Origin of the sequence: Nocardia aobensis NBRC 100429 (genome assembly GCF_000308375.1) — a bacterium.
Taxonomy (GTDB): Bacteria; Actinomycetota; Actinomycetes; order Mycobacteriales; family Mycobacteriaceae; genus Nocardia; species Nocardia aobensis.
Genome location: NZ_BAFQ01000012.1, coordinates 1 through 26,953, shown reverse-complemented (window position 1 = coordinate 26,953; position 26,953 = coordinate 1). Strand labels below are relative to the sequence as shown.

26 protein-coding genes and 1 riboswitch are annotated in these 26,953 nt (G+C 68.4%); of the genes, 11 read left to right on the top strand and 15 right to left on the bottom strand.

All coding sequences use genetic code 11. The features are described from left to right. The first annotated feature begins 68 nt into the window (after positions 1–68). From RJ03_RS01990 to RJ03_RS01980, 3 genes are all read left to right on the top strand, one after another. Positions 69–1,652 (top strand): aldehyde dehydrogenase family protein, encoded by a 1,584-nt coding sequence (locus RJ03_RS01990; protein ID WP_051024155.1) that lies wholly within the window; start codon positions 69–71, stop codon positions 1,650–1,652. Further along, a complete protein-coding gene (locus RJ03_RS01985) occupies positions 1,649–2,488 on the top strand; it encodes an SDR family oxidoreductase (RefSeq protein WP_036497435.1) in 840 nt (279 codons plus the stop codon). The genes RJ03_RS01990 and RJ03_RS01985 overlap by 4 nt, the downstream gene beginning before the upstream one ends. A gap of 479 nt (positions 2,489–2,967) precedes the next feature. Next, entirely contained in the window at positions 2,968–4,296 is a 1,329-nt protein-coding gene (locus RJ03_RS01980) for an amidase (RefSeq protein ID WP_036497476.1), read from the top strand. 49 nt (positions 4,297–4,345) lie between these two features. Here the strand turns inward: RJ03_RS01980 and RJ03_RS01975 are convergent, their stop codons facing one another. From RJ03_RS01975 to RJ03_RS01955, 5 genes are all read right to left on the bottom strand, one after another. Then, complete coding sequence (locus RJ03_RS01975; protein WP_036497434.1) at positions 4,346–5,227, bottom strand: LysR family transcriptional regulator; 882 nt, start codon at positions 5,225–5,227, stop codon at positions 4,346–4,348. Between the two features lie 376 nt (positions 5,228–5,603). Next, positions 5,604–6,158 carry a hypoxanthine phosphoribosyltransferase gene (gene hpt, locus RJ03_RS01970; RefSeq protein ID WP_030517362.1) on the bottom strand — a complete coding sequence of 185 codons (555 nt, stop codon included), beginning with the start codon at positions 6,156–6,158 and terminating at the stop codon, positions 5,604–5,606. 24 nt (positions 6,159–6,182) lie between these two features. After that, positions 6,183–7,202 carry a tRNA lysidine(34) synthetase TilS gene (gene tilS / locus RJ03_RS01965; RefSeq protein ID WP_051024149.1) on the bottom strand — a complete coding sequence of 340 codons (1,020 nt, stop codon included), beginning with the start codon at positions 7,200–7,202 and terminating at the stop codon, positions 6,183–6,185. Then, positions 7,178–8,314, bottom strand: coding sequence for an Rv3626c family coenzyme F420 biosynthesis-associated protein (locus RJ03_RS01960; RefSeq protein ID WP_083870543.1), 1,137 nt, complete (start codon positions 8,312–8,314; stop codon positions 7,178–7,180). Before RJ03_RS01960 ends, tilS begins: the two co-directional genes overlap by 25 nt. A 14-nt stretch (positions 8,315–8,328) precedes the next feature. Beyond that, positions 8,329–9,756 (bottom strand): D-alanyl-D-alanine carboxypeptidase/D-alanyl-D-alanine-endopeptidase, encoded by a 1,428-nt coding sequence (locus tag RJ03_RS01955; RefSeq protein ID WP_051024148.1) that lies wholly within the window; start codon positions 9,754–9,756, stop codon positions 8,329–8,331. Between the two features lie 269 nt (positions 9,757–10,025). Between RJ03_RS01955 and ppa the strand changes: the two genes are divergently transcribed. Next, positions 10,026–10,517, top strand: coding sequence for an inorganic diphosphatase (gene ppa / locus RJ03_RS01950; protein WP_036497432.1), 492 nt, complete (start codon positions 10,026–10,028; stop codon positions 10,515–10,517). A gap of 58 nt (positions 10,518–10,575) precedes the next feature. Here the strand turns inward: ppa and RJ03_RS01945 are convergent, their stop codons facing one another. After that, on the bottom strand, positions 10,576–11,397 hold the full coding sequence (locus RJ03_RS01945; protein ID WP_036497431.1) for a crotonase/enoyl-CoA hydratase family protein: 822 nt from the start codon (positions 11,395–11,397) through the stop codon (positions 10,576–10,578). A gap of 184 nt (positions 11,398–11,581) precedes the next feature. Between RJ03_RS01945 and RJ03_RS01940 the strand changes: the two genes are divergently transcribed. Continuing rightward, positions 11,582–12,046 (top strand): flavin reductase family protein, encoded by a 465-nt coding sequence (locus RJ03_RS01940; RefSeq protein ID WP_083870549.1) that lies wholly within the window; start codon positions 11,582–11,584, stop codon positions 12,044–12,046. A 107-nt stretch (positions 12,047–12,153) separates the two neighbouring features. After that, a riboswitch (SAM riboswitch) is annotated at positions 12,154–12,267 on the top strand. Positions 12,268–12,314: 47 nt separating this feature from the next. Next, positions 12,315–13,781: an aminotransferase class V-fold PLP-dependent enzyme gene (locus RJ03_RS01935; RefSeq protein ID WP_083870542.1), complete on the top strand. Its 1,467-nt coding sequence runs from the start codon at positions 12,315–12,317 to the stop codon at positions 13,779–13,781. A gap of 16 nt (positions 13,782–13,797) precedes the next feature. On the opposite strand, the gene RJ03_RS01930 is transcribed toward RJ03_RS01935, so the two are convergent. The 4 genes from RJ03_RS01930 to RJ03_RS01920 are packed head-to-tail and all read right to left on the bottom strand — an operon-like array spanning position 13,798 to position 15,253. Next, a complete protein-coding gene (locus RJ03_RS01930; RefSeq protein ID WP_036497470.1) occupies positions 13,798–13,986 on the bottom strand; it encodes a hypothetical protein in 189 nt (62 codons plus the stop codon). A gap of 29 nt (positions 13,987–14,015) precedes the next feature. Further along, complete coding sequence (locus tag RJ03_RS01925) at positions 14,016–14,468, bottom strand: DUF2752 domain-containing protein (RefSeq protein WP_051024147.1); 453 nt, start codon at positions 14,466–14,468, stop codon at positions 14,016–14,018. After that, positions 14,410–14,598 (bottom strand): hypothetical protein, encoded by a 189-nt coding sequence (locus tag RJ03_RS38910; protein WP_305080233.1) that lies wholly within the window; start codon positions 14,596–14,598, stop codon positions 14,410–14,412. The genes RJ03_RS01925 and RJ03_RS38910 overlap by 59 nt, the downstream gene beginning before the upstream one ends. A 31-nt stretch (positions 14,599–14,629) precedes the next feature. Continuing rightward, the gene (locus RJ03_RS01920) at positions 14,630–15,253 is read right to left on the bottom strand and encodes a TetR family transcriptional regulator (protein ID WP_146161177.1); all 624 of its coding nucleotides are present in this window, start codon (positions 15,251–15,253) and stop codon (positions 14,630–14,632) included. A gap of 99 nt (positions 15,254–15,352) precedes the next feature. On the opposite strand from RJ03_RS01920, the gene RJ03_RS01915 reads away from it, so the two are divergent. Both RJ03_RS01915 and RJ03_RS01910 read left to right on the top strand, forming a co-directional pair. Continuing rightward, positions 15,353–16,141, top strand: a complete 789-nt coding sequence (locus tag RJ03_RS01915; protein ID WP_036497428.1) for an SDR family oxidoreductase — start codon at positions 15,353–15,355, stop codon at positions 16,139–16,141. 172 nt (positions 16,142–16,313) lie between these two features. Next, positions 16,314–16,829, top strand: a complete 516-nt coding sequence (locus RJ03_RS01910) for a L,D-transpeptidase (protein ID WP_051024145.1) — start codon at positions 16,314–16,316, stop codon at positions 16,827–16,829. 48 nt (positions 16,830–16,877) lie between these two features. Here RJ03_RS01910 and RJ03_RS36885 read toward each other — a convergent pair whose 3' ends face one another. After that, positions 16,878–17,222: a YrdB family protein gene (locus RJ03_RS36885; RefSeq protein WP_036497427.1), complete on the bottom strand. Its 345-nt coding sequence runs from the start codon at positions 17,220–17,222 to the stop codon at positions 16,878–16,880. 265 nt (positions 17,223–17,487) lie between these two features. Beyond that, positions 17,488–17,850 carry an ArsR/SmtB family transcription factor gene (locus RJ03_RS01900; protein WP_036497426.1) on the bottom strand — a complete coding sequence of 121 codons (363 nt, stop codon included), beginning with the start codon at positions 17,848–17,850 and terminating at the stop codon, positions 17,488–17,490. Between the two features lie 93 nt (positions 17,851–17,943). Between RJ03_RS01900 and RJ03_RS01895 the strand changes: the two genes are divergently transcribed. The 3 genes from RJ03_RS01895 to RJ03_RS01885 all read left to right on the top strand — a co-directional run bounded on the left by RJ03_RS01895 (position 17,944) and on the right by RJ03_RS01885 (position 21,830). After that, positions 17,944–19,902, top strand: coding sequence for a heavy metal translocating P-type ATPase (locus tag RJ03_RS01895; RefSeq protein WP_036497424.1), 1,959 nt, complete (start codon positions 17,944–17,946; stop codon positions 19,900–19,902). Between the two features lie 176 nt (positions 19,903–20,078). Then, a complete protein-coding gene (locus RJ03_RS01890) occupies positions 20,079–20,936 on the top strand; it encodes a cyclopropane mycolic acid synthase family methyltransferase (RefSeq protein WP_036497422.1) in 858 nt (285 codons plus the stop codon). Positions 20,937–20,978: 42 nt separating this feature from the next. After that, positions 20,979–21,830 carry an alpha/beta fold hydrolase gene (locus RJ03_RS01885; RefSeq protein WP_036497421.1) on the top strand — a complete coding sequence of 284 codons (852 nt, stop codon included), beginning with the start codon at positions 20,979–20,981 and terminating at the stop codon, positions 21,828–21,830. Between the two features lie 96 nt (positions 21,831–21,926). Here RJ03_RS01885 and RJ03_RS37720 read toward each other — a convergent pair whose 3' ends face one another. From RJ03_RS37720 to RJ03_RS01870, 3 genes are all read right to left on the bottom strand, one after another. Continuing rightward, entirely contained in the window at positions 21,927–22,082 is a 156-nt protein-coding gene (locus RJ03_RS37720) for a DUF6131 family protein (protein ID WP_086006819.1), read from the bottom strand. Between the two features lie 166 nt (positions 22,083–22,248). Continuing rightward, complete coding sequence (locus RJ03_RS01875) at positions 22,249–24,654, bottom strand: serine/threonine-protein kinase (protein ID WP_051024153.1); 2,406 nt, start codon at positions 24,652–24,654, stop codon at positions 22,249–22,251. 213 nt (positions 24,655–24,867) lie between these two features. Next, a partial coding sequence (locus RJ03_RS01870) for an ATP-binding cassette domain-containing protein (protein WP_051024144.1) occupies positions 24,868–26,953 on the bottom strand: 2,086 nt, incomplete at its 5' end.

Below are 26,953 nucleotides of genomic sequence, written 5' to 3'. Positions count from 1 at the left end.
CGGCGAAGTCCGCCCCGGCCGCGAAGTCGAGCACGCCGGCGGCGACGAAATCGGCTCCGGCGGCAACCGTGAAGAAGGACCCGGCACCCGCGCGGCAGGCGACAGCGGCGACCGCGCTGGTCACCGACATCGAGGTGCGCAATCCGGCGACCGGCGAGCTGGTGGGCACCGTCCCCGCCGAATCGGCCGACGCGGTTGCCGCCAAGGTCCGCGAATTGCGGCTCTACCAGCCCGAATGGGAGGCCATCGGGCCGGAGGGCCGCAAGGAATGGCTGCTGAAGCTGCAGGACTGGATCATCGATCACACCGATCATCTCGCCGATGTGCTGCAGTCCGAAACCGGCAAGGCCCGCGTCGACGCGCTGATCGATCCGAGCTTCTCGGTCGATCTCACCGGCTATTACGCCCGGCGCGCCGGCAAGTTCCTCTCCGACGAACATCCCTCGCCGCACAGCCCGCTGGCCCGGGTCAAGAAGCTGACCACCGCCTACCGGCCCTATCCCGTGGTCGGCGTGATCACGCCGTGGAACTTCCCGCTGGCGATGCCGGTGATCGACGTGATTCCGGCGCTGGCCGCCGGTGCGGCCGTCGTTCTCAAGCCGTCCGAGGTGACTCCGCTGTCGGCGCTGGAATTGGCGCGCGGCTGGTCCGAAATCGGTGCGCCGCCGGTACTGGCCGTGGTGACCGGCGCCGGCGAGACGGGCGCGGCGGTCGTCGACAACGTCGACTACGTGCAGTTCACGGGTTCGACCAAGACCGGTAAGCGGATCGCCGCGGCCTGCGTGGAGCGGCTCATCCCCTACAGCCTGGAACTCGGCGGCAAGGATCCGGCGATCGTGCTGGCCGACGCCGATATCGACCGCGCCGCCTACGGCATCGCCTTCGGCGGTCTGTTCAACGCCGGGCAGGTGTGCATCTCGGTCGAGCGGGTCTACGTCGAGGCTCCGGTCTACGACACCTTCGTCGAGAAACTGGCCGCGCACGTGCGCGAACTGCGTCAGGGCGCCGACGGGCGGGAGCCGAGATACGATGTCGGCGCGCTGGCCAACGACGCGCAGAAATCCATCGTCTCCGACCACGTCGAGGATGCGATCGCCAAGGGCGCGCGAGCGGTGACCGGCGGCAAGGCCACCGGTGTGGGCACCTTCTACCAGCCCACCGTGCTGGCCGACGTCGACCACTCGATGAGCTGTATGACCGAGGAGACCTTCGGCCCGACCATCCCGGTGATGAAGGTCGCCGACGAGGCCGAAGCCGTTCGGCTGGCCAATGATTCGATCTACGGCCTGTCCGCGTCGGTGTGGACCGGCGACAAGGCCCGCGGGGAACGCGTTGCGCGCCGGCTGAATGCGGGCGCGGTGAACATCAACGACGTCTTCGCCAACATGTTCAGTTTCGCGCTGCCGATGGGCGGCTGGCAGCAGTCCGGTGTGGGCGCGCGCTGGGGCGGCGCCGACGGCGTGCGCAAGTACTGCCGCAAACAGGCCATCACCGTGCCGATCCTGCCCACGCAGGAAAAAGAACTCATGTGGTTCCCGTACAACACCACCAAACTCGGTTTCGCGCTGGCCGCGATGCGCGCCGCGGGTGCGCGCGGCATGCGCCGGCTGGGCATCAAGGACGTGCTCGACACGGTCGGAGGGAAGAAGTGACCGACTTCGGCAAGATCAGCGGCAAGGTCGTCGTCATCACGGGCGGCGCCCGCGGTATCGGCCTGGCGACCGCGACGCGGCTGCAGCAACTCGGCGCGAAGATCGCCATCGGCGATGTGGACGAGACGGCCGTCAAACAGTCCGGCACCGACCACGATTTCGATCACTACGGCCGGGTGGACGTCACCGACCAGCAGTCGTTCAGCAGTTTCCTCGACGAGGTGGAACGGGCGCTGGGACCCGTCGATGTGCTGATCAACAACGCCGGCATCATGCCCACCGGCAGGGTGGTCGACGAACCGGATGCGTTGACCCGCCGCATCATCGATATCAATGTCTACGGCGTCATCCTGGGCTCGAAACTGGCGCTGGCCCGGATGTTGCCGCGGCGCAGCGGCCATATCATCAATATCGCCTCCCTCGCAGGGGAGACCCACATCCCCGGTCTGGCGACCTACAACGCCACCAAGCACGCGGTCCTGGGCTTCACCGACACGCTGCGGGAGGAGTATCGCGATACGGGCGTGTCGTTCTCGTCGGTGCTGCCGACGCTGACCAATACCGAACTGGGATCGGGTGTTTCGGCGCCGAAGCTGATGCGCCCGGCCGAGCCGGAGGAGATTGCCGAGGCCATCGCGAAACTCCTGGTGGCACCGAAGTCGAAGGTCCGCGTGACGAAGGTGGCCGGCGCCATCTCGCAGGTGGTCGGATTGCTGCCGGAGTCGGTGGGCGATGCGATCGGACGTGCTCTGGGCGCGCAGCAGACCTTCCTCGGCGACGTCGATTCGGCCGCCCGCAAGGCCTACGAGGAACGGGTCCGCAACGGCACCGAATAGCGCGGAGCGAAATGTGCTGTCCGGCCGCGGTGTCCAGTGGGTGCCGCGGCCACCGTGCATTCGGGCATCGCGGTCGTGGTTTACAGCACCATCCGCCACGCCCCGTGATCATCAACGGTGTGCGTCGCCGAAAGTGATAACTTGCGCGACAACATCGAAAACAGCCCATATCGACCACAACGCGACGGGGGCTTCGACATATGCACAACGAGGGCACCGCACTGGCCGACGCGACATCGAACGCCGTCTCGCGCGCCACCCGGGAGGTAGCAGTGGACGCAGACGAAACCACCGGTTCGGGACCAGCGGATCAGACCTCCGGGTCGCCGGCGGAAAACGCTGAACCGCAGCACGTTTCCAGCACCGGTTCCGGGTCGAGCACCCCGCCGGGCGACCGGGCGCAACCCCCCGCCGCGAGCAGTGAGCCGGTCACCGGCGGCGGTGCCGCGGACGCCGAGAAGGCCCCCGATCCGGCGAAGCTGACGACCGCCGTCGCGATCGCCGCCGCGGTGCGCGACGGTCTGGTCACGGCCGGGCAGGTGGTCGACGCCGCGCTGGATCGCATCGCCGGGGGCGATACGCGGGTAGGCGCCTTCCACACCGTCCGCGCGGAGCGGGCACGGGCCGAGAGCCGCGCCCTGGCCGACCGCGCCGACCTCGACATCCTCCCGTTGGCCGGCGTCCCCGTCGCGGTGAAGAACAACATCGATGTGGCCGGTGAGATCACCGACGCGGGTTCGCGCGCGGGGTCGGGCGTCCCCGCCGCCACGGATCACCCGGTGGTGCGGCGGTTGCGGGCCGCGGGCGCGGTCGTGGTCGGCCTGACCGAGATGCCGGAGGGCGCACTGTGGGGCACCTCCGACACGCCCGAGCGAATTGCTCGTTCCCCGTGGAATATTCGCTACAGCGCCGGTGGCTCCTCGGGTGGATCGGGCGCCGCGGTCGGTGCCGGACTCGTGCCGGTGGCCCACGGTAACGACGGGCTCGGGTCGGTGCGCATACCCGCCGCCTGCTGCGGCGTCTTAGGCATCAAACCGGGACGCGGCGTGGTCCCGGCCCAGGTGGGGGTCGACTCCTGGAGCGGCATGACCGAGAACGGGGTGCTCGCGACCACGGTCGCCGATGCGGCACTCATGCTGTCGGTGCTGGCCGACCGGCCGGCCCTGGCCGATCTGGAACCGCCGACGCCGCTGCGCATCGCGATCGCGCCCGGATCGCCGTCTCCGCTGGTCCGGGTGGACAAGCACTGGGCCGCGGCCGCGCAGACCGCCGCCCGGCTCGCCGAGGAGGCCGGTCACGGCGTCGTGTCCGCCGCACTGCCGTATCAGGGCGCGACCACCGCGCTGGCGTGGCGCTGGCTGGCCAATGCGGCGCGCGAGGCGGGTGCGGTCGCGAATCCGGAACTGCTGCAACGCCGTAGCCGCGTGCATATCGCGCTGGGCCGGGCGGTGCTGAAGGCCGGTCTGGTCCAGCCGAATCAGGTCGACCGGATCGAGGCGCGGCTGCTCGACTTCTTCGAGCAGCACGATGTGGTGATCACCCCGACGCTGGCCACGCCCGCCCTCGCGGCGCGCAATTGGCACGCCCGGGGCTGGCTGGCCAATGTCGTTGCCAACGTTCGCTTCTCGCCGTTCACGCCGCTGTGGAATCTGGTCGGCTGGCCCGCGGTGAGCGTCCCGATGGGGTTGCACCCGCGCACCGGGACGCCGGTGGCCGCGCAACTGGCCGGGCCGCCCGGCAGCGAATCGACGCTGCTACGCCTGGCCGCCCAGTTGGAGACCGCTCAGCCCTGGCAGCGCACCGCCTGAGCGCTACCGCTCGTCTTCGACAGCGCTCACCGGTCGTCTTCGACAGCGCTCACCGGTCGTCTTCGACGACGGAAAACCCTCCGGCGACAACGCGATTGGCGAAATCGAGAATGGTCGGCCGGTCGTCGTCCGCGCGCCACACCATCGCGAGTTCACACGGCGCGAGGCCGGCGACCGGGCGGGCGGTGAGCCCGGGCCACCGATACATCGGCACGTTGTTCTCGGCCAGCAGGCAGACGCCGAGTCCGAGGCTGACGGCCTCGAGCCGTTCCTCTGCGGTGGCGGCCTCGCCGCCGATCTTGGCCTGCCGCCCACCGCGGGCGTCGCCGCCGAGCCAGAAGTCGCGTGCCGCACCGGCTTCGGCGGGCATCGCGATGAACGGCTCGTCGATCAGATCGGCGAATTCGATGGCCTCGTGATCGGCCAGCCGGTGGTTCTCGGGGAGGAGCACCCACCTCGCTTCGGTGCGCAGCACCTGCCAGCGGTAGCGCCCGGAATCGGGCACCGGCAACCACATCAACGCCAGATCGGCCTGCCGGCCCGCGAGGCCGCTGGAGGGATCGGTCCACGATGCCGAATGCAGGGCCAGCCGATGTCCGCTGGCGCTTTCCAGTTCGGCGATCAGACCGCGTCCGATCGAGCTCTGGATACCGACCCGCAACACCTCACCGGCTTCCTGGAGGGCCACGTTGGTGACCTCCCACAGCTCCAGGATGCGACGGGCTCCCTCGAGCAGTTCTTTACCGGCGACGGTCAGCGCGACGCTGCGCTGGTTGCGATCGAACAGGACCACGTCGAGCTGACGCTCGAGCTGGCGGATCTGCCGCGAGAGGGTGGGTTGAGCGATGTGCAGCCGCTGCGCGGCATTGGTGAAGTGCAGTTCCTCAGCGACGGCGACGAAGTACCGCAGGTCGCGCAAATGCGGGTCCATAGCACCTTGCTATCAGAATTGGTCAGGGAAATCTAGCCGCTTTAGACCTTCAAGTCTGAATAGAGGGTCATAAACAGCCAAACGGTTTGTTACTGACAGCATAGGGCTCCGCCATAACTCCAGCACAATCGCCTCGGTCAATTCTCAGCGAACGCGACAGCCGTCGCGAGAAGCCGATGAAACGACATCACCGCAGGCGTCGACCAGCGGTGATGTCACGTTCAGCGCGGCGCGGAGAGTTCCGCCGCCGATGCGGCCCGTCATCCCGGGCGATCAGCAACTTCCATCGATAGCGATTGCGCAGGGAACATCGTCAAACGGTGATTTTCGCCACACTCCGGCGGAATTCGGTCACCAATTCGGTCATGTGCCCAGTTCAGGCGCTGTAGACCCGCGGGTTCAGGGTGCCGATGTAGGGCAGATCGCGGTAACGCTCGGCGTAGTCCAGCCCGTACCCGACGACGAATTCGTTCGGGATGTCGAAACCTACGTGCGCGACCTCGATGTGGGTGCGCAGCGCATCGGGCTTGCGCAGCAGCGTCACCACCTCCAGTGAGGCGGGGTTGCGGCTGGAGAGGTTGCGCATCAGCCACGACAGCGTGAGACCGGAGTCGATGATGTCCTCGACGATCAGTACGTTGCGCCCGGCGATGTCCTTGTCCAGATCCTTCAGAATCCGGACCACGCCCGAGGACGAGGTGGACGACCCGTAGGACGAGACGGCCATGAACTCCATCTGCGTCGGGATCGGCAGCGCCTGCGCCAGCTCGGTCATGAAGAAGATCGCACCCTTGAGCACGCCGACCAGCAGCAGATCACCCTCGGGCGCGTCCGGGGGATATCGCTTCGCGATGAGTTCGGCCAGCTCGTCGACCTTGGCTCGGATCTGCTCCTCGGTGATCAGCACCGACGCTATGTCGTCCCCGTACACGTGTGCTGGGTTCCCTTCGGGTCGTTATCGTGCGAACGCCAACGTCAGCCTGCCACGTTCGCGCCTGGCAACCAACCTGATCCCCGGCATTCCTCCGCCGACCGCGACGCCGCCCTGCCCGTGCCAATCGGTGATCAAGGACTCCACCGCGCGTAAATGCTTGTCCGTCAAGGCCTTTGCGCCGCCACCGAGGAGCCACGCCCGGATGACACGCCGACGGATCGCGGGCGGAACCGTGGCGAGTGTCTCGACCGACAGCGACGAACCATCACGCGCATCGATCAGCAATCGATCGGCAATCGCATCGAGCGCCTCGCCGTCCTCGCGCAGTTGCGCGGCCGTGCGAGCCAGCGCCGGTGCCACACCCCCGCCGAGGACCTCCTCCAGCAGCGGCAGCACCTCGGTCCGCAACCGGACGCGGGCGAATTCCGGAGCGGCGTTGTGCGGGTCCTCGTACGGGTCGAGACCCAGATCCCGGCACATCTCCCGAGTGACCGCGCGCCGCACGCCCAGCAGCGGCCTGCCCCAGGGCTCGTCGTAGTCGGCCATGCCCTGGATCGAGCGCTGGCCCGAACCGCGCGCCAATCCGAGCAGCACGGTTTCGGCCTGATCGTCGAGGGTGTGCCCGACCAGCACCGGCAGGCCGTCGCGCAGCTCGTCCAGTGCCGCGTAGCGCGCTTGCCGCGCCGCGGCCTCCGGCCCGCCCGGTCCGGTCACCGACACGCGGCGCATCCGCACCGCCCGGCATCCCAGCCGCCGGGCGATCTCGGCGGCCTCCGCCGCGACCGCCGCCGAGCCGTCCTGCAATCCATGATCGATGATCAACGCGTCGACCTGGTCGGCCTCGGCGAGCGCCGCCGCCGTGAGGGCCAGCGAATCCGCCCCACCGGACAGGGCGACGGCCACCGCGCCCTCCGGCCGATACCGCAGCAGCCACTCGCGTACGGCGTGCCGCATCCCCAGCACCGCCGCCGTCTCCGGAAGCCGGGCGCGCGCGACCCCGGCGGCGCCCGCCGGGGTCACCCCAGGACTCGGTCGATCCATCGTTGCGGGGTGCTGATCTCGTCGGGCCGGGGCAGGGTGTCGGCGTCGGTCCACACGGTGTTGAACCGCTGCATGCCGACCTTGCCGACGACCTCGTCGACGAACGCCTTGCCGCGCACGTACTGCGCGACCTTCGCGTCCACCCCGAGCAGGGCGCGCAACAGCCGCTGGACCGGATTGGCCGGGCGCCGGCGACGCTGATCGAAGGCCTCGCGGATCTGCGCGACGGTGGGGATCACGGCCGGGCCGACGGCGTCCATCACGTGGTCGGCATGGCCCTCCAGCAGCGTGCCGAGCATCAGCAACCGGTCCAGCGCGTCGCGCTGCGGCGGCGGCTGGGTGGCGCGCAGCAGGCCGAGGATGCCGCGATCGGCGGGATCGTCGCTCACCCCGTTGTCGCGGCGGCGACGCATTTCCTCCAGCAGCCGGGTGAGTACCTCGTTCACCGATTCGTCGCCGACGGCGCCGAGGGTGTCGACGTTCTGCTTCATATAGTCGGCCAGCCAGGGCGCGGAGGAGAACTGCACCCGGTGCGTCACCTCGTGCAGGCACACCCACAGCCGGAAATCGCTGGGCGAGACGCCGAGTGCGCGTTCCACGGCCATGATGTTGGGCGCGACCAGCAGCAGGGTGCCGTCCGGCCCGCTGAACGGATCGTATTGGCCGAGGATCGCGGTGGACAGGAAGGCCAGCATCGCCCCGGCCTGGACGCCGGCCGGTTTCCCGGCGAAGCGGCCACGGTCGTCGTCGGCGGATCCGGTGAGTTCGGACATGGATTCGGCGGCCGCGCGGATCCAGCCGCGGCGATCGACGATCGTGGCCTGCGGAACGGGCTGGTCGTCGAGGAGCAGACTCACCTCGCGCACCGGGCCCTCGGCCCGCACGGACGCCTCGGACAGTTCCTCGACGACCTGTTCGGCGGAATACCGCGTGGTGCGCGGACCGGACGGCACGACGGCGCTACCGGCTCGTGCGGCCAGCTGCCAATCGACCGAGCCGGCCAGCACCGAGCGTTTCGCGGACGCGTTCTTCGCCACGTCCGTGGCTTCGCGACCGGCGACCACGGCGTCGTCGGCGGTACGGCCATCGGCGGGGTCACCGGATCCGGTCATCGCATTTCCACCCGTCAGGAGCATCCACAGTTGCGAAGCGTGGTGGCGACGGCGTCCAATGCCGGGCGGCTGGCCTCAGGGGGCCGGTCGTTCGACATCAGCGCGAAGGTCATGACGCGGCCGTCGCGATCCAACACATATCCAGCCAACGCGCTCGACACCGACAGAGTTCCGGTCTTGGCACGCACCCAGCCCGCTCCGGCGCGCTCGGGGCCGCCGTCGACGAACCGTACGGCCAGCGATCCGGTGCCACCGGCGACCGGCAGATAGTCCAGCAGCGGCGCCAGCGGCGAGGCGACCGCGGCGGCGTCGCCGGTGTTCACGACCGAGGGCGGTGTGGTGCCGCCCGGATCCGCACCGCCCGGCTGCGCGGACGCGGCCGATTCGGCGATGATCCGGTCGAGCAGTCGCGCCGGAACCCGGTCGTCGGTGGACAGTCCGCTGTTGTCGATCTGGGTGACGCCCGCGGTGTCGAAACCCGCCGCCTTCAACGCCGTCAGGGTGGCGGAGGCGGCACCGGCGAACGACTGCTCGCCACCGGTCGCCGCCGCGATCTCCCGGCCGATCGTCTCGGCGAGCACATCGTCGGAGTGAATCATCATGTCCCGCAAGCGGTCCCGCAGTTCCGCGGAATCCACGTGGGCCAATTCGGCGGCGCCGGGGGCGGCCTTGCCCAGCCGTACCTTCGCCGGGTCGGCGCCCAGTTCCAGCGCCAGCCGGCGACCCGCGTCCAGGGCGGGCGTGGCCGAACGCGGCGAATATTCGACCAGCGGGTCGAGGCGGCCGCCGTCGATCATCACCGGTTCGATCGGCGCCCACGAACCGCCCGCGATATCGGCCGGATCCCAGCCGGCCGGCGAAGTCGGACCCGAATACAGCGAGGTGTCGACCACGACCGTGTCGACCGGATGCCCGGCGGCACGGATCTGAGCCACCAGATCCGACAACTTCGGCCCGTTCGGGTAGTAGCCCTTGCCGTCGGCCTGCGCGGTCAGAGTCGGATCGCCGGCGCCGACCAGCACCACCTCACCGGGCGCCGAACCGGCCACCACCCGCGTGGTGAGCCGACGATCCGGCGGCAACACCAGCAGCGCCGCCGCCGCGGTCATGACCTTCAGGGTGGACGCCGGGATCATCGGCTTGTCCGGATCGGCGCTCCAGAGCGTGGCGCGGGTGTCGGGATCGGAGATCGATCCGGCGAAATTGCCCAGGTCCGGACTGGTAGCCACCTGGGCAAGGGCAGCGGCCAGACCCTGGCGGCTGGGTTCGGGCGCACTCGCCGAGGCGGGATTCAGCTGGGGAAAGGGCTTCACGGGGGCCGGGGGTGCGGCTATCGTCAAACCCCCGTGCCGGAACTCCTCGGTCCACGGCCGCACCGTCACCAGAGCCACCGTGGCCACGACGACGGCGACAACGGTTGCGACCAGCACCGCGACCCACATATTGCGGCGTCGGCGAGCGGCCAGCCCACCGATGTTCTTCCTACCTCGACCTACCACGTGACAGCTGTCTCCCTATTCACCCGTGTGAGGCGGACGCTCCCTGCCGCACCCATGCGCGCATCGACCACACTATCCTCACCTCGCCGGCGTTCCACCGAACGAGCTGGCGCGTCGGCAGCCCACCGGACCGGTCGGCGAGTCGGCCGCGGCACACGCCGGCGAGCAGCCGTACCGCATCAACGCCATACGCATCGGACGAAGGAGATGACGTGGAGTTCGACGTCACCATCGAGATCCCCAAGGGGCAGCGCAACAAGTACGAGGTCGACCACGAGACGGGTCGGGTGCGGCTGGACCGCTACCTCTACACCCCGATGGTCTACCCGGCCGACTACGGCTACATCGAGAACACCCTCGGCTCCGACGGCGACCCGCTGGACTGCCTGGTGCTGCTGCCGGAGTCGGTGTTCCCCGGCGTGATCGTCGAGGCCCGCCCGGTCGGCGTGTTGCTGATGAGCGACGAGGCGGGCGGCGACGAGAAGGTCGTCGCGGTGCCGGCCGGTGACAAGCGCTGGGATCACATCCAGGACGTCAACGACATCCCGGAATTCGAGCGCAAGGCCATCGAGCACTTCTTCGAGCACTACAAGGACCTCGAGCCCGGCAAGTGGGTCAAGGTCGATGGCTGGGACGGCCGGGCCAAGGCCGAGACTCTCACCACCGAGGCGTTCGAGCGGCTGCAGGAGCAGGGCGGGCACTGAGTGCCGGTCGACGGCGCTCGCGGGCGTATGCGTCCCGCCGAGCGCCGTCGCACGTGCGCTACTTGCCCTGGAAGTTCGGCTTGCGCTTCTCGAAGACGGCCTGAATCGCCTCGGTCAGATCCTCCGAGGGCAGGAACGCCGCGTTCCACGTCGAGACGTACCGCAGCCCGTCGGCCACCTTGCCGGCCTTGGGCTGATCCAGCACGTCCTTGATGCCCTGCACGACCAGCGGCGGATTCGCAGCGATCTCCTCCGCCAGCGTGTGCGCGGCGGCCAGCACCGCCTCCTGGTCCGGGTAGACGTCGTTGATCAGGCCGATCTTCTCCGCACGCGCGGCGTCGATGTCCTTGCCGGTATAGGCGAGCTCGCGCACATGGCCCTCGCCGATGATGCCCGGCAGCCGGTGCAGCGATCCGATGTCGGCGACGATGGCGACCTTGGCCTCGCGCAGGCTGAAGCTGGCCTCCGCGCTGGCCAGGCGGATATCCGCGGCGGCGATCAGATCGAGTCCGCCACCCACGCACCAGCCGGAGATCGCGGCGATCACGGGTTTGCGGCAGTCGGCGACCGCGGTCACCGAGGCCTGCATGCGGCGGATCTCGTAGAGGAAATCGGTGCGCGGTGCGGCCAGGGCCTTCTCGCCCAGCAGCGGACCGAAGGTCGGGCTCATCGCGGGCAGATCGAGGCCGTAGGAGAAGTGCTTACCGGAACCGGTGAGCACGATCGCGCGGATCTCCGGGTCGGCGTCCAGCTCGCCGAAGATCAGCGGCAGTTCACTCCAGAAATCCGGGCCCATGGCATTACCCTTGCCGGGTCCGGTCAGCGTCACTCGCGCGACGTGACCGGTGCGCTCGACGTCGAAAGCCTTCCAATCACTCATTCGTCCAGCGTATCGGGGCAGTTCGGCGGCGCCGGGACGGCGTCGGGATTGCGGGAGGGCGGGCACGACGTAGGTTGGAGGCGTGAGCAGTTCCCAGCGACCCGACGCCGAGCTGGCCGATCTCGACCCTCAGCATCTCGAATCTCAGCACGACGGCGTCACCGCAGCGCAGTACCGGGCAGCCATGCGCCACTACCCCGCGGGAGTGACGATCGTCACCCTGAGCCGGCCGGAACGCCCGGTGGGCTTCACCGCCACCTCCTTCGCCTCGCTGTCGCTGGATCCGCCACTGATCTCGTTCAACATCGCGCACACCTCCTCGTCCATCGACGCGATGAGCGAGGCCGATTCGGTCGTCGTGCACTTCCTCGGTGAACATCAACAGCATCTGGCACAACGGTTTTCGCGCGCCGCCGAAGAGCGTTTCGCCGACCCGGAGTTGTGGTCGACGCTGGAGACGGGCGAGCCGGTGCTGCACGGCACCCCGATCTGGGTGCGGGCCACCGTGCATCGGTTGATTCCCATCGGCGACCACACCCTGGTGGTCGGATTGGTCACCCGGGTGCACGACGACACCGGTGGCGAGCCGATGCGCAACCCGCTGCTGTACTACAACGGCACCTATCACCGCCCAGCCGGATTGGACTGAGCCGCAATTCCTTTCACGCGTCGCCGATTTCGCGGGCGGCGCGGCGCCACTGCTCGCTCGAGTCGGGTGCTTGACAACGCCGGGCCGGTTCTGCCACTCTCGGCTCAGGTCACGAGTACCAGCGTCAAGCCCCGGCTAGCTGGTCGGCAACCCTCCTCCGCGGTGGGGTGCTCCGGGTGACGACCTGGCCGATGCTCGACCGAGCACGGCAAGCGCGGACTCCGATCACCCTCCACGTCCGGAGTCCCTGAACAAAGGGATCGCCCCGATGCGTACTGCTGTCTCGACAATTGCCGCCGCTACCGCCGAAACCGTTGTCCCGGAACAGGTTTGCGCTCACGGCGGCTACGCCTCCCGCTCCGGCGCCTCCTGCACCTGCTCGGCGCCGGACTGCGCCGGCCATGCCACCCGTTCCTGCCGCACCGGTGAACCGATCGCGCGCGTCTCCGGCTGCGATCTGCGAGTTCCGTTCGTACAGGGCGGTTTCCGTACCTACGCCAACTTCGACTACGCCGCCAGCGCCCCCGCCCTGGCCCAGGTCACCGACCGCGTGAACGAGCTGCTCCCCTACTACGCCAGCGTGCACCGCGGCGCCGGATACGCCTCCCGCATCAGCACCGACCGCTACGAGGCAGCGCGTGTTGCGGTAGCGCGGGCGGTGAACTGCGCCGACGACCAGGTGGTGGTGTTCACCCGCAACACCACCGATTCGCTGAATCTGCTGGCGTGCTGCGTTCCCGGCGACACCGTGGTGCTCGATATCGAGCACCACGCGAATCTCCTGCCCTGGACGCGCCGCGGTCGGCGGGTGGTTCCCGCCGCCGCGACGATCGTGGAGACGCTGCGGCGGATCGAGGCCGCGCTGTGCGCCGAACCCGCTGCGCTGCTTGCGGTTACGGGCGCGTCGAATGTGACCGGTGAGGTGCTGCCGCTGGCGGAACTGACCGCGATCGCGCATCGCCACGGCGCCCGCATCCTGGTCGATGCCGCGCAACTGGCCCCGCATCGCCGAATCGACCTGCAGTCGTTCGCGGAATCCGGCGGAACCGGCATCGACTACCTGGCCTTCTCCGGGCACAAGTTGTACGCGCCCTTCGGCGCCGGTGTGCTGGTGGGCCGCCGCGACTGGCTGGATGCGGCGCCGCCGTATCTGGCCGGCGGCGGGGCGGTCACCGCGGTCACCACCGAGCAGGCGCACTGGGCGCCCGCACCGCAGCGGCACGAGGCGGGATCCCCGAACGTGTTGGGCGCGGCGGCCGTCGCGGCGGCCTGCGAAACGTTGTATGCCCTCGACGAACAGGCCGTGGTCGAGCACGAACACCACTTGATCCGCCGCCTGCGCGACGGCCTGAAAACCGTTGCGGGCGTTCGGCAACTGCGCATCTTTTCCGACAGTGCCGACAGTGTGGGCATCGTGGCATTCACCGTCGACGGGTTCGAGCCCGGCCGGGTCGCGGCGTATCTGTCGGCCGAATTCGGTATCGGCGTGCGTGACGGGCGTTTCTGCGCACATCCCCTGCTGCAGCGGCTCGGTGTCGACGGCGCGGTGCGCGCGAGCGTCGGTCTGGGCACGTCGGTCGCGGATGTGGATCGCCTGCTCGAGGCGCTGAGCCGACTGGTTCGAGACGGCGCTTCGTGGAATTACACGTATGCCGGCGGCCAGTGGTCCCCGCTGCCGGAGACCCGGCCCGGCTTGACGGAGGCGGGGCAGGGCGCGGCACCCTGCGCGATCTGATCCGGCACGATCCGATTTACGGCACCAGGTAGCGGGCGGCCAATTCTTCGATCAGCGGATCGCCGTCGGGAACGGAGTCGATGGCCTCGAGATCCTTCTCGATGGCGATCTGGCGCGGATCGTCCTGCTCGGCGTCGGGCGCGCCGTCCTCGTTCAATTGGCGCAGCATCTTCTCGCGCACCCGAGCCTTCAGTGAATCAGCGATTTCCTGGGTCATATTTCCAGCATGCCCGCCTAGACCGGGGCCAACCATGTACCCCACGGGGTATTGCGGACCATGGTGAACAGCACGAGCAGCCCGATCAGCCACCATTGCGCCTGGCCACGAAGGGTGAACGGGAAGGCGGTGTCGGCTCGGCCGCGCCAGCGGCTCAGAGCCCACCGCCCCCACCACAGCACCAGGGTGAGCAGCAGCGGAAGCACGAATACGTTGCTGTGCAGTGCGTCGAGTACCCGGCCTTCGGTGAGATTGTGCACAGCCCGCAGTCCACCGCAGCCCGGACACCACCATCCCGTCAGCGCATAGAACGGGCATATCCCGTATGCCCCCTGGCTGTGCGGATCGTGGAAGTGCAGCACCGCGGCCGCGGCGACCACCGCACCGGCCGCCAGTAGCGGCCCGCCCTGACTACGCCATCCAGTACGCGGCACCGACCGTTCGCCGGGCAGCTCGCGCGCGATATCCACAGGGTTCACGGTAATCGGCGGGCGTGGTGAGCCGCCAGCCTCGGCTCCACACCACCGATCCGGGGGTGCCGTCGCCGTGATGCTCACTCGGATGCTGTCGTGCGTCCGAGCGCGAAACCTGGGCATCCAGGGAAATTCGGTTCTAACCGATGGTCACACGGTCAGCGGGTACGCGTCGTCACCGGGGCGGTGAGGGTGCCGGCGAGCATGTCGATCACCTGGTCCCAGGCCTCCCGGTCGTCGGCGGCGATCCGGCCTGCCTCGACGGCGCGTTCGTGGTCGGCCAGCAGCGCGAACAGCACCGTGGTGAGGCTGCGCAGCCGGCGATGCCGCAGGCGCGGCGGCAGGTCCGAAAGAGCGCGGTCGAGCCCGCCCACGATCACTCGCACCGAGGTCCGTTCGGCGCTGTCCAGATTGGCCGCGTCCGACACTGCGGGATGGGTGCGGATCTGTTCGAGAAACCTTGCGTAATAGGAACTTTCGTCACGCGCTCCCAGTTCGAACATGGGGATGACCAGTGCGTCGAGCAGAGTGTGCACATCGTCGGCGGCCGCGGCCGGGCGCTGCGCCAGCAACTCCAACCGGCGCACCTCCAAAGTCGCCAGCCGCTGCTGGACCACCGCCTCGACGAGTCCGTCGCGTGAGCCGAAGTGATACGGGATCGCCGAGTTGTTGCGCTGCCCGGCCGCGGCGGCGATATCGCGCAGCGGCACCAGATATCCCCGCTCGGCGATCAGCCGCTCCCCCGCCACCATCAACCGCTCCCGGGCACTCACTGCTTCCACCCTGAGCACGATACGTCCTACCAGCGGATTGAGCACTAGTCCTTGACAGTTAAGAGCTAATTCTTAACACTGCGAGGACAACAACCGAGAGGACTAGCGATGATCCTGGACAAATTCCGACTCGACGGGCGCGCCGCCGTCGTTACCGGCGCGGGGCGCGGCATCGGCGCCGCCACCGCCCTCGCCCTGGCCGAGGCGGGCGCCGATGTGGCGATCGCCGCGCGCACGCAGTCGCAACTGGACGCGGTCGCCGAGCAGATCCGGGCGACGGGGCGGCGCGCCCTCCCCGTGGCCTGCGATCTGTCGGATCTCGATGCCGTCACGGCACTGGCCGACGCCGCCGCCACCGAATTCGGCCGCATCGACATCGTGGTCAACAATGTCGGCGGCACCATGCCGAACACCTTCCTGACCACCTCGCCGGAATTCCTCGAGGAGGCCTTCCGCTTCAACGTCTCCACCGCGCACGCCCTCACCCGCGCGGCGGTCCCGCACATGCTCGCCGGCGAGGGCGGCTCGGTGGTCAACATCTCCTCGATGATGGGCCGGGCGCCCGGGCGCGGCTTCCTCGCCTACGGCACGGCCAAGGCGGCGCTCGCGCACTGGACCCGGCTGGCCGCCGCGGATCTGTCGCCGCGGATCCGGGTCAACGGCATCGCGGTCGGCTCGGTGCTGACCTCCGCACTCGAGGTCGTGGCACAGAATCCCGAGGTCAAGGCGAAGATGGAGGCCGATACGCCGCTGCATCGGCTGGGCGATCCGACCGATATCGCGGCGGGCATCGTCTACCTGTGCTCCCCCGCGGGCAGTTATCTCACCGGCAAGATTCTCGAGATCGACGGCGGTATCGCCGCGCCCAACCTGGAACTCGGCCTGCCCGATTTGTGATAACAAGGCGGATTCTTCCGCACCATCGGGGCCCGCGGCGGGTCACAATGATCAACTATGCATCGTGATCGAGCACACATCGATCGCTGACGGTGCCGTCCCAGCTTGTCGACGAATGTGCCCGCCGCCCGGCTCGGCCGGACAGCGGGCCGGGTAGAGAGGTCGGACGCATATGAACTGCACGAGCATCACCCGATGGACGATCCGAGCGGCGGCCGCGACCGCGATCGCGGCTGCCGGATTCGCCGTCACGGTGCCCGCGGGCGCCGATCCGGTGTGGCCCGGCGGCCCCGACATCCCCGGCGTTCCGCAACTCGTTCCTTCCCCGCCCGGCCAGATCTCGGCTCCGTGTTCGGCCGCCGCACGCGCCTGCCTGCGCCTGTCGACCAATGAGGGCTGGCTGATGGACAACGGCCGCGTGGTCTACGGCCCGACCCCCATCTCGCACGGGCGGCCCGGGTACGAGACACCGCCCGGCACCTTCCACGTCGCGTTCAAGGAGCCGTACCACTGGAGCACCATGCACAACGCCGAAATGCGTTGGGCGGTCTTCTTCAACGGCGATATCGCCACCCATATCGGGCCCATCGAGGAGCAGTCCCACGGCTGCATCCGGATGACCCCCGAGGGGGCCAAGGCCTTCTACGACTACGTCAATCCGGGTGACGTCTTCGAAGTCGTGCCGTGAGCGTGGGCGCCGGCCCGGACTCCGGGCCGGCGCGCTACGAATTCAGGGCTACGAATTCAGGTGGCCCAGCTTGATCGCCAGCAGATTCGCGATCACGACGCCCGCGAAGACGACCGCCGCCACCCGATGGCCCAGTCCCCACAGCGCGGCCGCGGCGCCACCGAACACGACGACCTTGGTGATCACCGCGAGCAGCGGAATATCGAAACTCGCCTTCGGCGCCGCGAACATTCCCCACGCCACCGCGGCGGCCAGCGGGATGCCCAGCGCCAGAATCACTTTCATCACGGTGCTGTCACCGGCGCGCCACCCCCACAGTCCCAGCACCACCAGCGCGCCGAGCTCCACGGCGAACGCGACGGTCAGGTTGGCCCACTTCCACAGTTCCTGCATGACTGCCCTCTCGTTTTCTGGAGAGCAGCGCTCTCTAATAAGAGCAGTGTGCGCGAGGGATGGGGTGTTGTCAACCGGAACGGGGATGGATCGCGCACGGAAGGGCCGCGCTAGCGGCGCGATATCGGACGAATCGAGTCGACATCCGCGAAAATGGCCGGCACTTACCGACGCCACCCGCAGGCCGGTTCCCGCCGGCGCGGACAAAACGGAGACACCGGCCCCCCACAGGACCGAAAGGCCCGTGAAGTGTCCCGGAACGTCCTCAGCCGGCCGTTCGCGGTCGATCGGACAGGCCGAGACGCAGGTGCTCGCTGTGATACACCGCCTCGTCCAGCAATTGCGCGACATGGGTGTCGTAGAGGCTGTAGACGATGCTGCGACCGGCGCGAGTTCCGATGACGAGGCCGAGGTTGCGCAGCAGACGGAGCTGATGAGAGACCGCGGACTGCTCCATCCCCACCGCCTCGGCGAGTTCGGAGACCGGCCGCGGCCCCTGGCGCAATTCACTGAGGATCAGCAGCCGGCTCGGCGTGGCCAGGGCCTGCAGGGTGGTCGCTACATGCGCGGCGGACTCACTGTCCAGCCGGGCAACCGGCCGATCGCGGCCCTCGACCCCATGTCCCATAACCGTGGAGTTTAGCCGACCAGGTATACATGAAGACCTCTTCACGTGTTCTGTTATTCTCGGGTTGTCCGCTCCCGACCTTCGGAGGTTTTCGTGTCCGCACCGGCCGCCACGCGCCCCGCCGCGCTCACGGCGATACCCGCGCGGCGGACGCGGCCGTTCGCACTTCCCGAAATTCGTTGGGCCGCAGCGGCTCTCCTGCTCTTCGCGGCCGGCTCGGTGGCCCGGCTCCTGCACACACCTCCCGAGGTGTGGTGGTCGCTCTATCTGGCCTGCTATCTCACCGGCGGCTGGGAGCCCGCCCTGGCCGGCGTGCGCGCCCTGCGCGAAAGGACACTGGATGTCGACCTGCTGATGGTGGTGGCCGCGATCGGCGCCGCCGCGATCGGGCAGATCACCGACGGCGCACTGCTGATCGTCATCTTCGCCACCTCGGGCGCACTGGAGGCGTTCGCGACCGCGCGCACCGAGGATTCGGTGCGCGGCCTGCTCGATCTGGCACCCGATACCGCCACCCGGATCGACGAGGGCGTCGAAACGACCGTCAGGGCAGCGGATCTGGAGGTGGGCGATGTGGTCCTGGTCCGTCCCGGAGATCGCATCGCGGCCGACGGCACGGTCGTGGCGGGGGCGAGCGAGGTCGACCAGGCAACCATCACCGGCGAGCCCATGCCGGTGGACAAAACACCCGGTGACGAGGTGTTCGCCGGAACCTCGAACGGCACCGGGGTCCTGCGCGTGCGGGTCGGGCGCCGGGCCGAGGATTCGGTGGTGGCCCGGATCGCCGCCCTGGTCGAACAGGCCGGCCGGACCAAGGCGCGGGCGCAGCTGTTCATCGAGAAGATCGAGCAGCGCTATTCGGTGGGCATGGTCGCGGTGACGCTCGCGGTGTTCGCCGTGCCGTTGATCTTCGGTGCGGCGCTGCGCGATTCGCTACTTCGGGCCATGACGTTCATGATCGTCGCCTCACCGTGCGCGGTGGTGCTGTCCACCATGCCGCCCCTGCTCGCCGCGATCGCCAACGCCGGCCGGCACGGCGTACTGGTGAAATCCGCGGTCGTGATGGAACGGCTGGGCAGCACCACCCGGGTGGCCTTCGACAAGACCGGCACGCTCACCCGCGGCGTCCCGGAACTCACCGATGTCCGGGTGCTGCCCGATTGCCCCTGCACGGTCGAAGAAGTCCTGCGCTGGGCCGCGGGCGCGGAATACTCCAGCGAGCACCCGCTGGCCACCGCGGTCGTCCGCGCCTGTCATGAACGCGGACTCGACCTGCCGCCCGTCGACCATTTCAGCGCGCAACCCGGGCGCGGTGTCACCGCCACCGTGGACGGTCACCTCATCGAGGTGGGATCGCCTGCCGCACTGCTGGATTCGACCGACAAGGACGCAGCGTCCGTCGTAGCGGAGATACAGGGCGCGGGGCATACCGCTGTGATCGTGCGGCGCGAGCACCGGTCGATCGCGATTCTCGGCATCACCGATCAGACGCGCCCCGAAGCGGCCGATGCCGTCGGCGCGCTCACCGAAATCACCGGAGCCGCAACGGTTCTGCTCACCGGCGACAACCTCGCCGCCGCCCGGCAGCTCGCCGGCCGGCTCGGACTCACCGATGTCCGGGCTGAGCTGTTGCCGGAAGGTAAGGTCGCCGCGATCGAAGAACTGGAAGCGGCGGGCGACCGGGTCACCGCCGTGGGCGACGGCATCAACGACGCACCCGCGCTCGCCGCCGCGCACGCCGGAATCGCCATGGGCGGCAACGGGTCCGACCTCACCCTGCATACCGCCGACGCGGTCGTCATCCGCGACGATCTGACCACCGTGCCCGCGGTCATCGCCCTCTCGCGCCGCGCGCGCCGCACCGTGATCGCCAATCTGATCATCGCCGCGACCTTCATCGCCGTCCTGATCACCTGGGATCTCGTCGGCCACCTTCCGCTACCGCTGGGCGTCGCCGGACACGAGGGTTCCACGGTCATCGTCGGACTCAACGGTCTGCGCCTGCTCCGGCGCAGCGCGTGGGGAAGCGGGACGACGCACGGGAGCAACTGACGGTTTCGGCGGCCACCTGCCCGGACCTCGGCCGATCCGCCGATCGCGTCCCTTCGCCGTGGCGGGAGGCGCATACTGATCGAGCGCGCATGGTGCGGCGGCCGGGGTCGAACCCACCGCCGGGGTACCTCGTATCAGAGACAGAACGTTCCCGAAACCGACCATCAGAGGTCACCATGACCGATCTGTCACCGTTCTACGCCGACGTGCAGGCCCACTACGACCTGTCCGACGATTTCTTCGCCCTCTTCCTGGATCCCACGCGCACCTACAGTTGCGCGTACTTCCGTGAACCGGACCTCACCCTGGAACAGGCACAGCTCGCCAAGATCGACCTGTCGCTCGGCAAATGCGATCTGCATCCGGGGATGACCCTGCTCGACATCGGCTGCGGCTGGGGTTCGACCATGCTGCGCGCCGTCGAGAAATACGACGTGCGCGTGATCGGCCTGACGCTGAGCCGCAACCAGTACGAGCACGTGCGGGACCTGCTGGACCGGTTGCCGCCCGGCACCGGGGAGGTGCATCTGCGCGGCTGGGAGGAATTCGACCATCCGGTCGACCGGATCGTCTCGATCGGAGCCTTCGAACATTTCCGGCGCGAACGCTACGACGCGTTCTTCGACCGCTGCCACCACCTGCTGCCCCCGGACGGCCGCATGATGCTGCACACCATCATCGGCTTCCACCGCCACCAGCTCCGCGAGATGGGCATCCCCCTCACCCACGAATATCTGGCGTTCAGCAAGTTCGTCCTCGACGAGATCTTCCCCGGCGGTCAACTTCCGCAGCCGCAGTGGATCGGCGAATACGCCGAACGAGCCGGCTTCACCCTGCACGACGTCCAATCGCTGCAGCCGCACTACGCCCACACCCTCGACCTCTGGGCACAGGCCCTCCGCGACCACCGGCCCGAAGCCGTCGCCCTGACCTCCCCGGCCGTCTACGACCGCTACCTCCGCTACCTGACCGGCTGCGCCGACCTCTTCCGCGACGGCTACATCGACGTCCGCCAGCACGTCCTGCTGGCATGACGGACGCCGCCACCGAACTGAAACGTGTTCTAGTGTGGCGGCATGGATGTGAGTTACGAGGGGACCGCGCGGGAGATCGCGACGGACAAGGGCGTGCTGCGATACCACGAGGCCGGGAACGGTCCGCCGCTGTTGCTGCTGCACGGCTCCGGGATCGGCGTCAGCGGGTGGCGGAACTACCGGGGCAACCTCGGCGCGTTCGCGGAGCGGTTCCACTGCTACGTGCTGGAGTTCCCGGGATTCGGGGTGAGCGATCCCGTCGACGGGCATCCCGTGCTGACCGCGGGGTCGTCGGTCGTCCGATTCATGGATGCGCTGGGCATCGAGTCCGCCGCGATGATCGGCAACTCGATGGGCGGGGTGGTCGGCGTCAACGTGGCGATGAAACACCCTGCGCGCGTGCGCAAGTTGGTCACCATCGGCGGTCTGGGGCCCAACATCTTCAGCCAGAACCCGAGCGAGGGCACGCGACTGCTGCAGGACTTCGCCGACGCCCCGAGTCGCGAGAAACTGGTGCGCTGGCTGGAATGCATGGTCTACGACCGCAGCTTGATCACCGAAGAACGCATCGAGGAGCGCTGGGAAACCGCGAAGGATCCGGACTCGCACAAGACGCTCGCGGCGATGTACGGCTCCCGGGCGTTCGCCGCGCAACAGCAGATGATGGCCACCTCCGGAGTGCCGCCGTACTGGTCCATGCTGGGTACGGTGCAGTGCCCCACCCTGCTGACCTGGGGTCGCGACGACCGCCAGTGCCCACCCGATATGCCGATGATCCCGATGCGCCTGATTCCCGACGCCGAACTGCACATCTTCCCGAACTGCGGGCACTGGGTGATGATCGAGGCCAAGGAGGCGTTCGAGCGGGTCACCATGGAATTCCTGCTGCGCTGACGTCCGCGACTTATGCGAAACCGCCCCGGAAATCGGCTTCCGGGGCGGTCGCGTGTTCACGTCGCTGCCGCGCGCAGCCCGCGGCGGCCGCGCGCGTCAGTAGTAGTGCGCGCGGCCGGCCACCGGGCGCCCCAGCGCTCCCAGCAGAGCCAGCGCAGCTCCCACGACCAGCGCGATGATGCCCAGCGTCCACAGGATCGGAATCCCGAGCAGGAAACCGAGCACCAGAAGGACAACCCCGAGAGTGATCACAGCAATCTCCTCACTTTCGCTCACCTCGCACCGATCCGGCGACCGGCTGCGATCAGCGGTGGCTCGAACCATCCGATACCCGCATATCCGGGAGTGAAACGAACTCTCTTCATTGCGGGGACGATTCGCTGATCGGAGCGTCGAGAAGTCGGCGAGTTTCGGAAGCTCAACGCCGACCGGCAGCCTCCTGATGTTCGGGATCCACCACTCGCTCCAGCGCGCGCAGATCGGCCTCGAGCGCCCGGAACAGCACATAGGCGACCACGAAGGCGACGATGGACCCCACGCACAACACCCGCACCGCGACGATGATCTTCGGAGTATCGCTCAGCGGCAGGAATGTCACCCCGGCCACCGCCAGCAGTGGCACCGACGCCGCCACCGCGAGATATCCGTTGCAGCGGCGATCGAGCCGGCGCAGCTGCACCGCATCCTCGCGGCTGATGTCGCCGTGCCGGAGAAACAGCGGGTAGACGCAGCGGACCATGTAGAAGGTCACCAGGAAGAACGGATATGCCACCGCCATCGCGCCGCACACCAGCAGCCCGCCCACGAAGTGCACCATCTCCTGTCCGGTGAGCTCGTGGGTCGCGAAGTGCAGCACGAGCGGGAACAGAATCGCCGACAGGCTCCAGAGCGAGAACGCCACCACCACACACCGATCACCGAACAGCAGGGCATCGGATCTGGCGCGGGCGAGTATCCGGGAGTCGTATTCGCGTCCGCGCCGCATACCGCGCGGAACGGCGAGTAGATAGCGCGACAAGTACAGCACGGTCACGACACCCACCGGGAAGAAGACCGCGTTCACCGTGCTGGTGAAAATCCACCATGTCTGTTGGGCGGACACACTCATCCGGTCGATGATCAGGGTTCGATTGTGCAGCGTGTTGTACACGGCCGCAATCACATTCGGGGCGCCGAAGGCCAGCACCACCAGCGGCACCAGCCACCTCCGCGCCCGGAAACGCCAGCTGGTGGGTGCCGGATCCACCAGTTCGCGGGCCCGCGCGTCCAGGCACAGTTCGAACTGCTGGGCCAGTTCGTTGCCGTTGGACCACCGCTTGTCACGCGTGGGCGCCAGGCAGGTCAGCAACACCCTGCACAGTGCCGCCGGACAATCGGACGGAATCCGTTGCAGCGCAGCCGAATCCACACCGGCACGGCGACGTGCGAGCATCGCCCCCAGCGCGGTGGAGTCGCTGCGCTCACCCGCGGTGCTGTCGTCGAACGGCTTGGCACCGGTCAGCAGCTCCCACAGCACCACACCCAGCGAGTAGATGTCGGAACGGGTATCCAGATCGTCGGCGGAACGGTGGTAGCCGGGATGGCAGGCCTCCAATTGTTCCGGCGACATGTACGACAGCGACCCACCGAAGTACGCCACCGGATTGGCGCCGGCCACCTCGCGGCTGAAACTGATGTTGAAATCGGCGAGTTTCGGCACCGCTTCGGCGGTGAGCAGCACGTTCGCCGGTTTGACGTCGCGATGCAGCACGCCGTGCTCGTCGGCGTAGGCCAGCGCCTCCGCGAGCCGGCGGCCCAGCCAGGCCACGGTTTCCGGCCACGACAGTGCCGCGATCTCGGCGCGCACGCTGGAATCGGTCGGGCGGATCTCACCCTTCTCCTCCATCGCGGCGTCGACCGCGTCCAGCAGCAACCGACCGCTGCGCTGGTCGGCAGGGGTGGACCGGACCCGGCGCAACACACCCAGCAGGGTGCCACCGGGCAGAAACTGCATGTACAGCAGCCGCAGTCGGCGGCTGCGGGAATCACCGTGCGGGTCCGGTTCGCCCAGCAGCCGCTGGTCGAAGATCCGGACGATGTAGTCGTGGTCGAGCTGGGCCAGCGTCTGCGGTTCGGTGCCGCGGTCGGCGGAGATCTTCACCGCCACCAGCCGCTGCAACGAGCGCTGCCGGGCCAGGAACACCCGCGCGAAGGCTCCGCTACCCAGCCCGGTGAGCAGATCGAAATCATCGATGCAATCGCCTACCTGGATGCTGTCCAGCCGAGCGACCTGCGATCCGGTCGTCTCCTGTTCGGCGAACACGTCGCCCGGGGTGCGGGTGCCTTCGGGGGCGACCATGGTCGAGGCGATGGCAGTCGGGTCCGCACCGGCGCGTTGAGTGCTCCGATCCTCGTCGTCGGCATTGAGCAACTCGCTCAGCTCGGGCGCTTGCGCGGGATATTCGCGCAGATATTCGCTCGGATCGACCCGCTCGCCGCTGTGCCGGCGAATCACGAACTCCTCATAGACCAGGCTGGCCGGAACGCGGTCCGGCGACAGCTCGGCGAATTCCGCGCAGTAGTTCCGCAGCCGCTTGCGGGGCGGCGGCTCGGGTCCGCCGGACGGCGTGAGCGCGGGCCGGCGCAGCCAGCGCTGGCGCAGGTCGACGCGGATCAGTTCGATCAACGCGTCCAAGCGCAAGGTCTCTGCGTCGGGCAGGTAATCGCTGATAGCCGGGGCCGGGGCGTCCGATTCCCACGCGGCTGCGAAGGCGGCCACCGCGCCGGATTCGAGTCCGGCCGTTGATCGTCCGAAGTCGCTGTCTGAGCCGGAGCCGTCGGTCATATCCGCTCCTGTCGAATCCGAACCGCACACTGGCCGGTCGGTGAAGCGATGGATGCGATCCGCCACACCCAACACCATCATCCCCGAGAGGCGGTCCGATCGAGGAGAAATCGCACGGCCGCATCCGGTCGACCCCCGGGGCGCCGAGGCCCGCTGTGACTACGTCGATCCGGGCGATGTCTTCGAGGTCGTGCCGTAATCGGTTTGCCGGCGTCAAATCCGCGCGGGGCGGGCGCCGCGCCGCCGTGGACGCAGCTGATACAGCCGGTATCCGGCCAGCGCGAGGAAGACGGCCCCCAGGCCGGCGACGACCCCCATGTCGATCAGCCACGTGCCCAGGGTATGTCGCCACAGCGGGTCGGGTGCGCCGTTGTGCGGCGACAGGGTGTCCAGGTCGAGGGTGGACGCTGCCGCAGCGTAGCCCCAGCGGGACGGCGACAGGTAGGACAGCTGTTCCAGAACAGGGGTGCCGGGCAGCCGTACCAGACCGCCGGTGAACACCAGTTGCGCCATGGACAGCACAATCAGCAGCGGCAGCGTCTTCTCCGAGGTGTTGACCGACACCGAGACCAGCAAGCCCAACGCCAGCGAGGCGATGCCGAGCATCGCCATCGCCAGGATCAACTCCAGCGGGACCGAGGTGAATACGCCTGTCGCCGGCATGCTCACCCCGATGGTGCCGATCAAGAACAGCACCGCCGCCTGCAGGATGGTGATCACGCCCAAGACCAGGAGCTTCGACATCAGGTAGACCCCTGCGGACAGTCCGGCCGCGCGTTCTCTGCGGTAGATCGTCTGCTCCTTGACGATCTCGCGAATCGAGTTGCCGGTGCCGATGAAACAGGCACCGAATATCAAGATCATGAGCTTGGTGGGGGCATCGGTGTTGGTTCCGGGCGCCCCGGCGAAACCCTCGCCCGACGGCACCGCGGCGATCAAGCCACCGAGAATCAGCGGCATCACGCCGAGCAGCGCCAGGTAACTTCGGTCCGAGGCGATGACCGCCAGGTATCGCCGGCACACCGTACTGAGCTGGCTGAGCTTGGACTGCGACGCGGGCGGGGGTGCCGGTGCGTGTACGTCCGCCGGGCCGACATCGTCGGTCGGCCCGATCTCCACGTACTGCTCGAAGCGTGGCGATTCCCGGAATTCAGCAGCCCAGTCGCGGTCCTCCTCGCGGTCGAAGGACTGAAACACCTCGGCCCAACTGCGCTGCCCGAACTGCTGCAACCCCTCCGCGGGCGGTCCGTAATAGGCCAGCCGACCGCCGGGTACCAGCACGAGGAGGCGGTCGCAGGAATCGAGGTTCGCGACACTATGGGTGACGACGATCACGGTGCGCCCGTCGTGGGCCAGTTCGGACAGCATGTCCATGACCGTCTTGTCCAAGCCCGGGTCGAGGCCGGAGGTCGGCTCGTCGAGGAACAGCAGAGACGGTTTGGTCAGCAACTCCAGTGCGACGCTCACCCGTTTGCGCTGGCCACCGGAGAGCCTATCGATGCGGGTGTCGGCATGCCGGGCCAAGCCGAGCTCGGCGAGGACCTCGTCGACCCGCTGCCCGCGCTCCTCGGGGCGCGTGTCACCGGGGAAGCGGAGTTCGGCCGCGTACAGTAGCGCGCGCCGCGTCGGAAGTTGGCTGTGCAGGATGTCTTCTTGCGGAACCAGTCCGATGCGGTGGCGGAGTTCGTCGTAGTCGGTGTAGAGGTCGCGTCCGTCGTAACGAACCGTCCCCTCTGTCGCCGGACGCAACCCGGTCACCGCGCCGAGCAACGTCGATTTGCCCGCTCCACTGGGTCCGATGACCCCGACGAGCGAGCGCTGCGGAATCGGGAAGCTCACCTCGTCGAGGAGAACCTTGCCTTCCGATGTCCGCACGATGAGGTTCTGCACCGAGACCGACACGTCACCGGTGTCGACGTACTCCCGCAGTTCGTCGCCGACCAGCCGGTAGGTGGTATGCCCCATGCCGATCAAGTCGGATTCGGACAGGTCCGCCGAATCGACGCGGGCGCCGTTGACGTAGGTGCCGTTGTGGCTGTCGAGGTCGACGACCCGATACCGGCCTGCGCCGGTCACTCGCAGTTCGGCGTGATGACGGGAGACCATGAGGTCGGGCACGACGATGTCGTTGTCGGAGGCCCGCCCGATCCGGAGTGTGTCCGAGACGATCGGGACGACCGCGCTGGGGCGAGCCGCCGGAGGCGACGACCGCGCGACCTGGCGGGGGCGGCCCCCCGGATGGACCGTCGTCATGGTGGCTTCATCGTCGAGCTGGTAGCCGGGATCGGGGACGAGCATC

Bases quoted from the DNA above. Each gene is read 5' to 3' on its own strand.
- RJ03_RS01975 (WP_036497434.1), bottom strand. From the start codon at position 5,227: ATGGACCCGCATTTGCGCGACCTGCGGTACTTCGTCGCCGTCGCTGAG.
- tilS (WP_051024149.1), bottom strand. From the start codon at position 7,202: ATGGATCGACCGAGTCCTGGGGTGACCCCGGCGGGCGCCGCCGGGGTC.
- RJ03_RS01960 (WP_083870543.1), bottom strand. From the start codon at position 8,314: ATGACCGGATCCGGTGACCCCGCCGATGGCCGTACCGCCGACGACGCC.
- RJ03_RS01955 (WP_051024148.1), bottom strand. From the start codon at position 9,756: ATGTGGGTCGCGGTGCTGGTCGCAACCGTTGTCGCCGTCGTCGTGGCC.
- RJ03_RS01945 (WP_036497431.1), bottom strand. From the start codon at position 11,397: ATGAGTGATTGGAAGGCTTTCGACGTCGAGCGCACCGGTCACGTCGCG.
- RJ03_RS01940 (WP_083870549.1), top strand. From the start codon at position 11,582: ATGCGCCACTACCCCGCGGGAGTGACGATCGTCACCCTGAGCCGGCCG.
- RJ03_RS01935 (WP_083870542.1), top strand. From the start codon at position 12,315: ATGCGTACTGCTGTCTCGACAATTGCCGCCGCTACCGCCGAAACCGTT.
- RJ03_RS01915 (WP_036497428.1), top strand. From the start codon at position 15,353: ATGATCCTGGACAAATTCCGACTCGACGGGCGCGCCGCCGTCGTTACC.
- RJ03_RS01910 (WP_051024145.1), top strand. From the start codon at position 16,314: ATGAACTGCACGAGCATCACCCGATGGACGATCCGAGCGGCGGCCGCG.
- RJ03_RS36885 (WP_036497427.1), bottom strand. From the start codon at position 17,222: ATGCAGGAACTGTGGAAGTGGGCCAACCTGACCGTCGCGTTCGCCGTG.
- RJ03_RS01900 (WP_036497426.1), bottom strand. From the start codon at position 17,850: ATGGGACATGGGGTCGAGGGCCGCGATCGGCCGGTTGCCCGGCTGGAC.
- RJ03_RS01890 (WP_036497422.1), top strand. From the start codon at position 20,079: ATGACCGATCTGTCACCGTTCTACGCCGACGTGCAGGCCCACTACGAC.
- RJ03_RS01885 (WP_036497421.1), top strand. From the start codon at position 20,979: ATGGATGTGAGTTACGAGGGGACCGCGCGGGAGATCGCGACGGACAAG.
- RJ03_RS01875 (WP_051024153.1), bottom strand. From the start codon at position 24,654: ATGACCGACGGCTCCGGCTCAGACAGCGACTTCGGACGATCAACGGCC.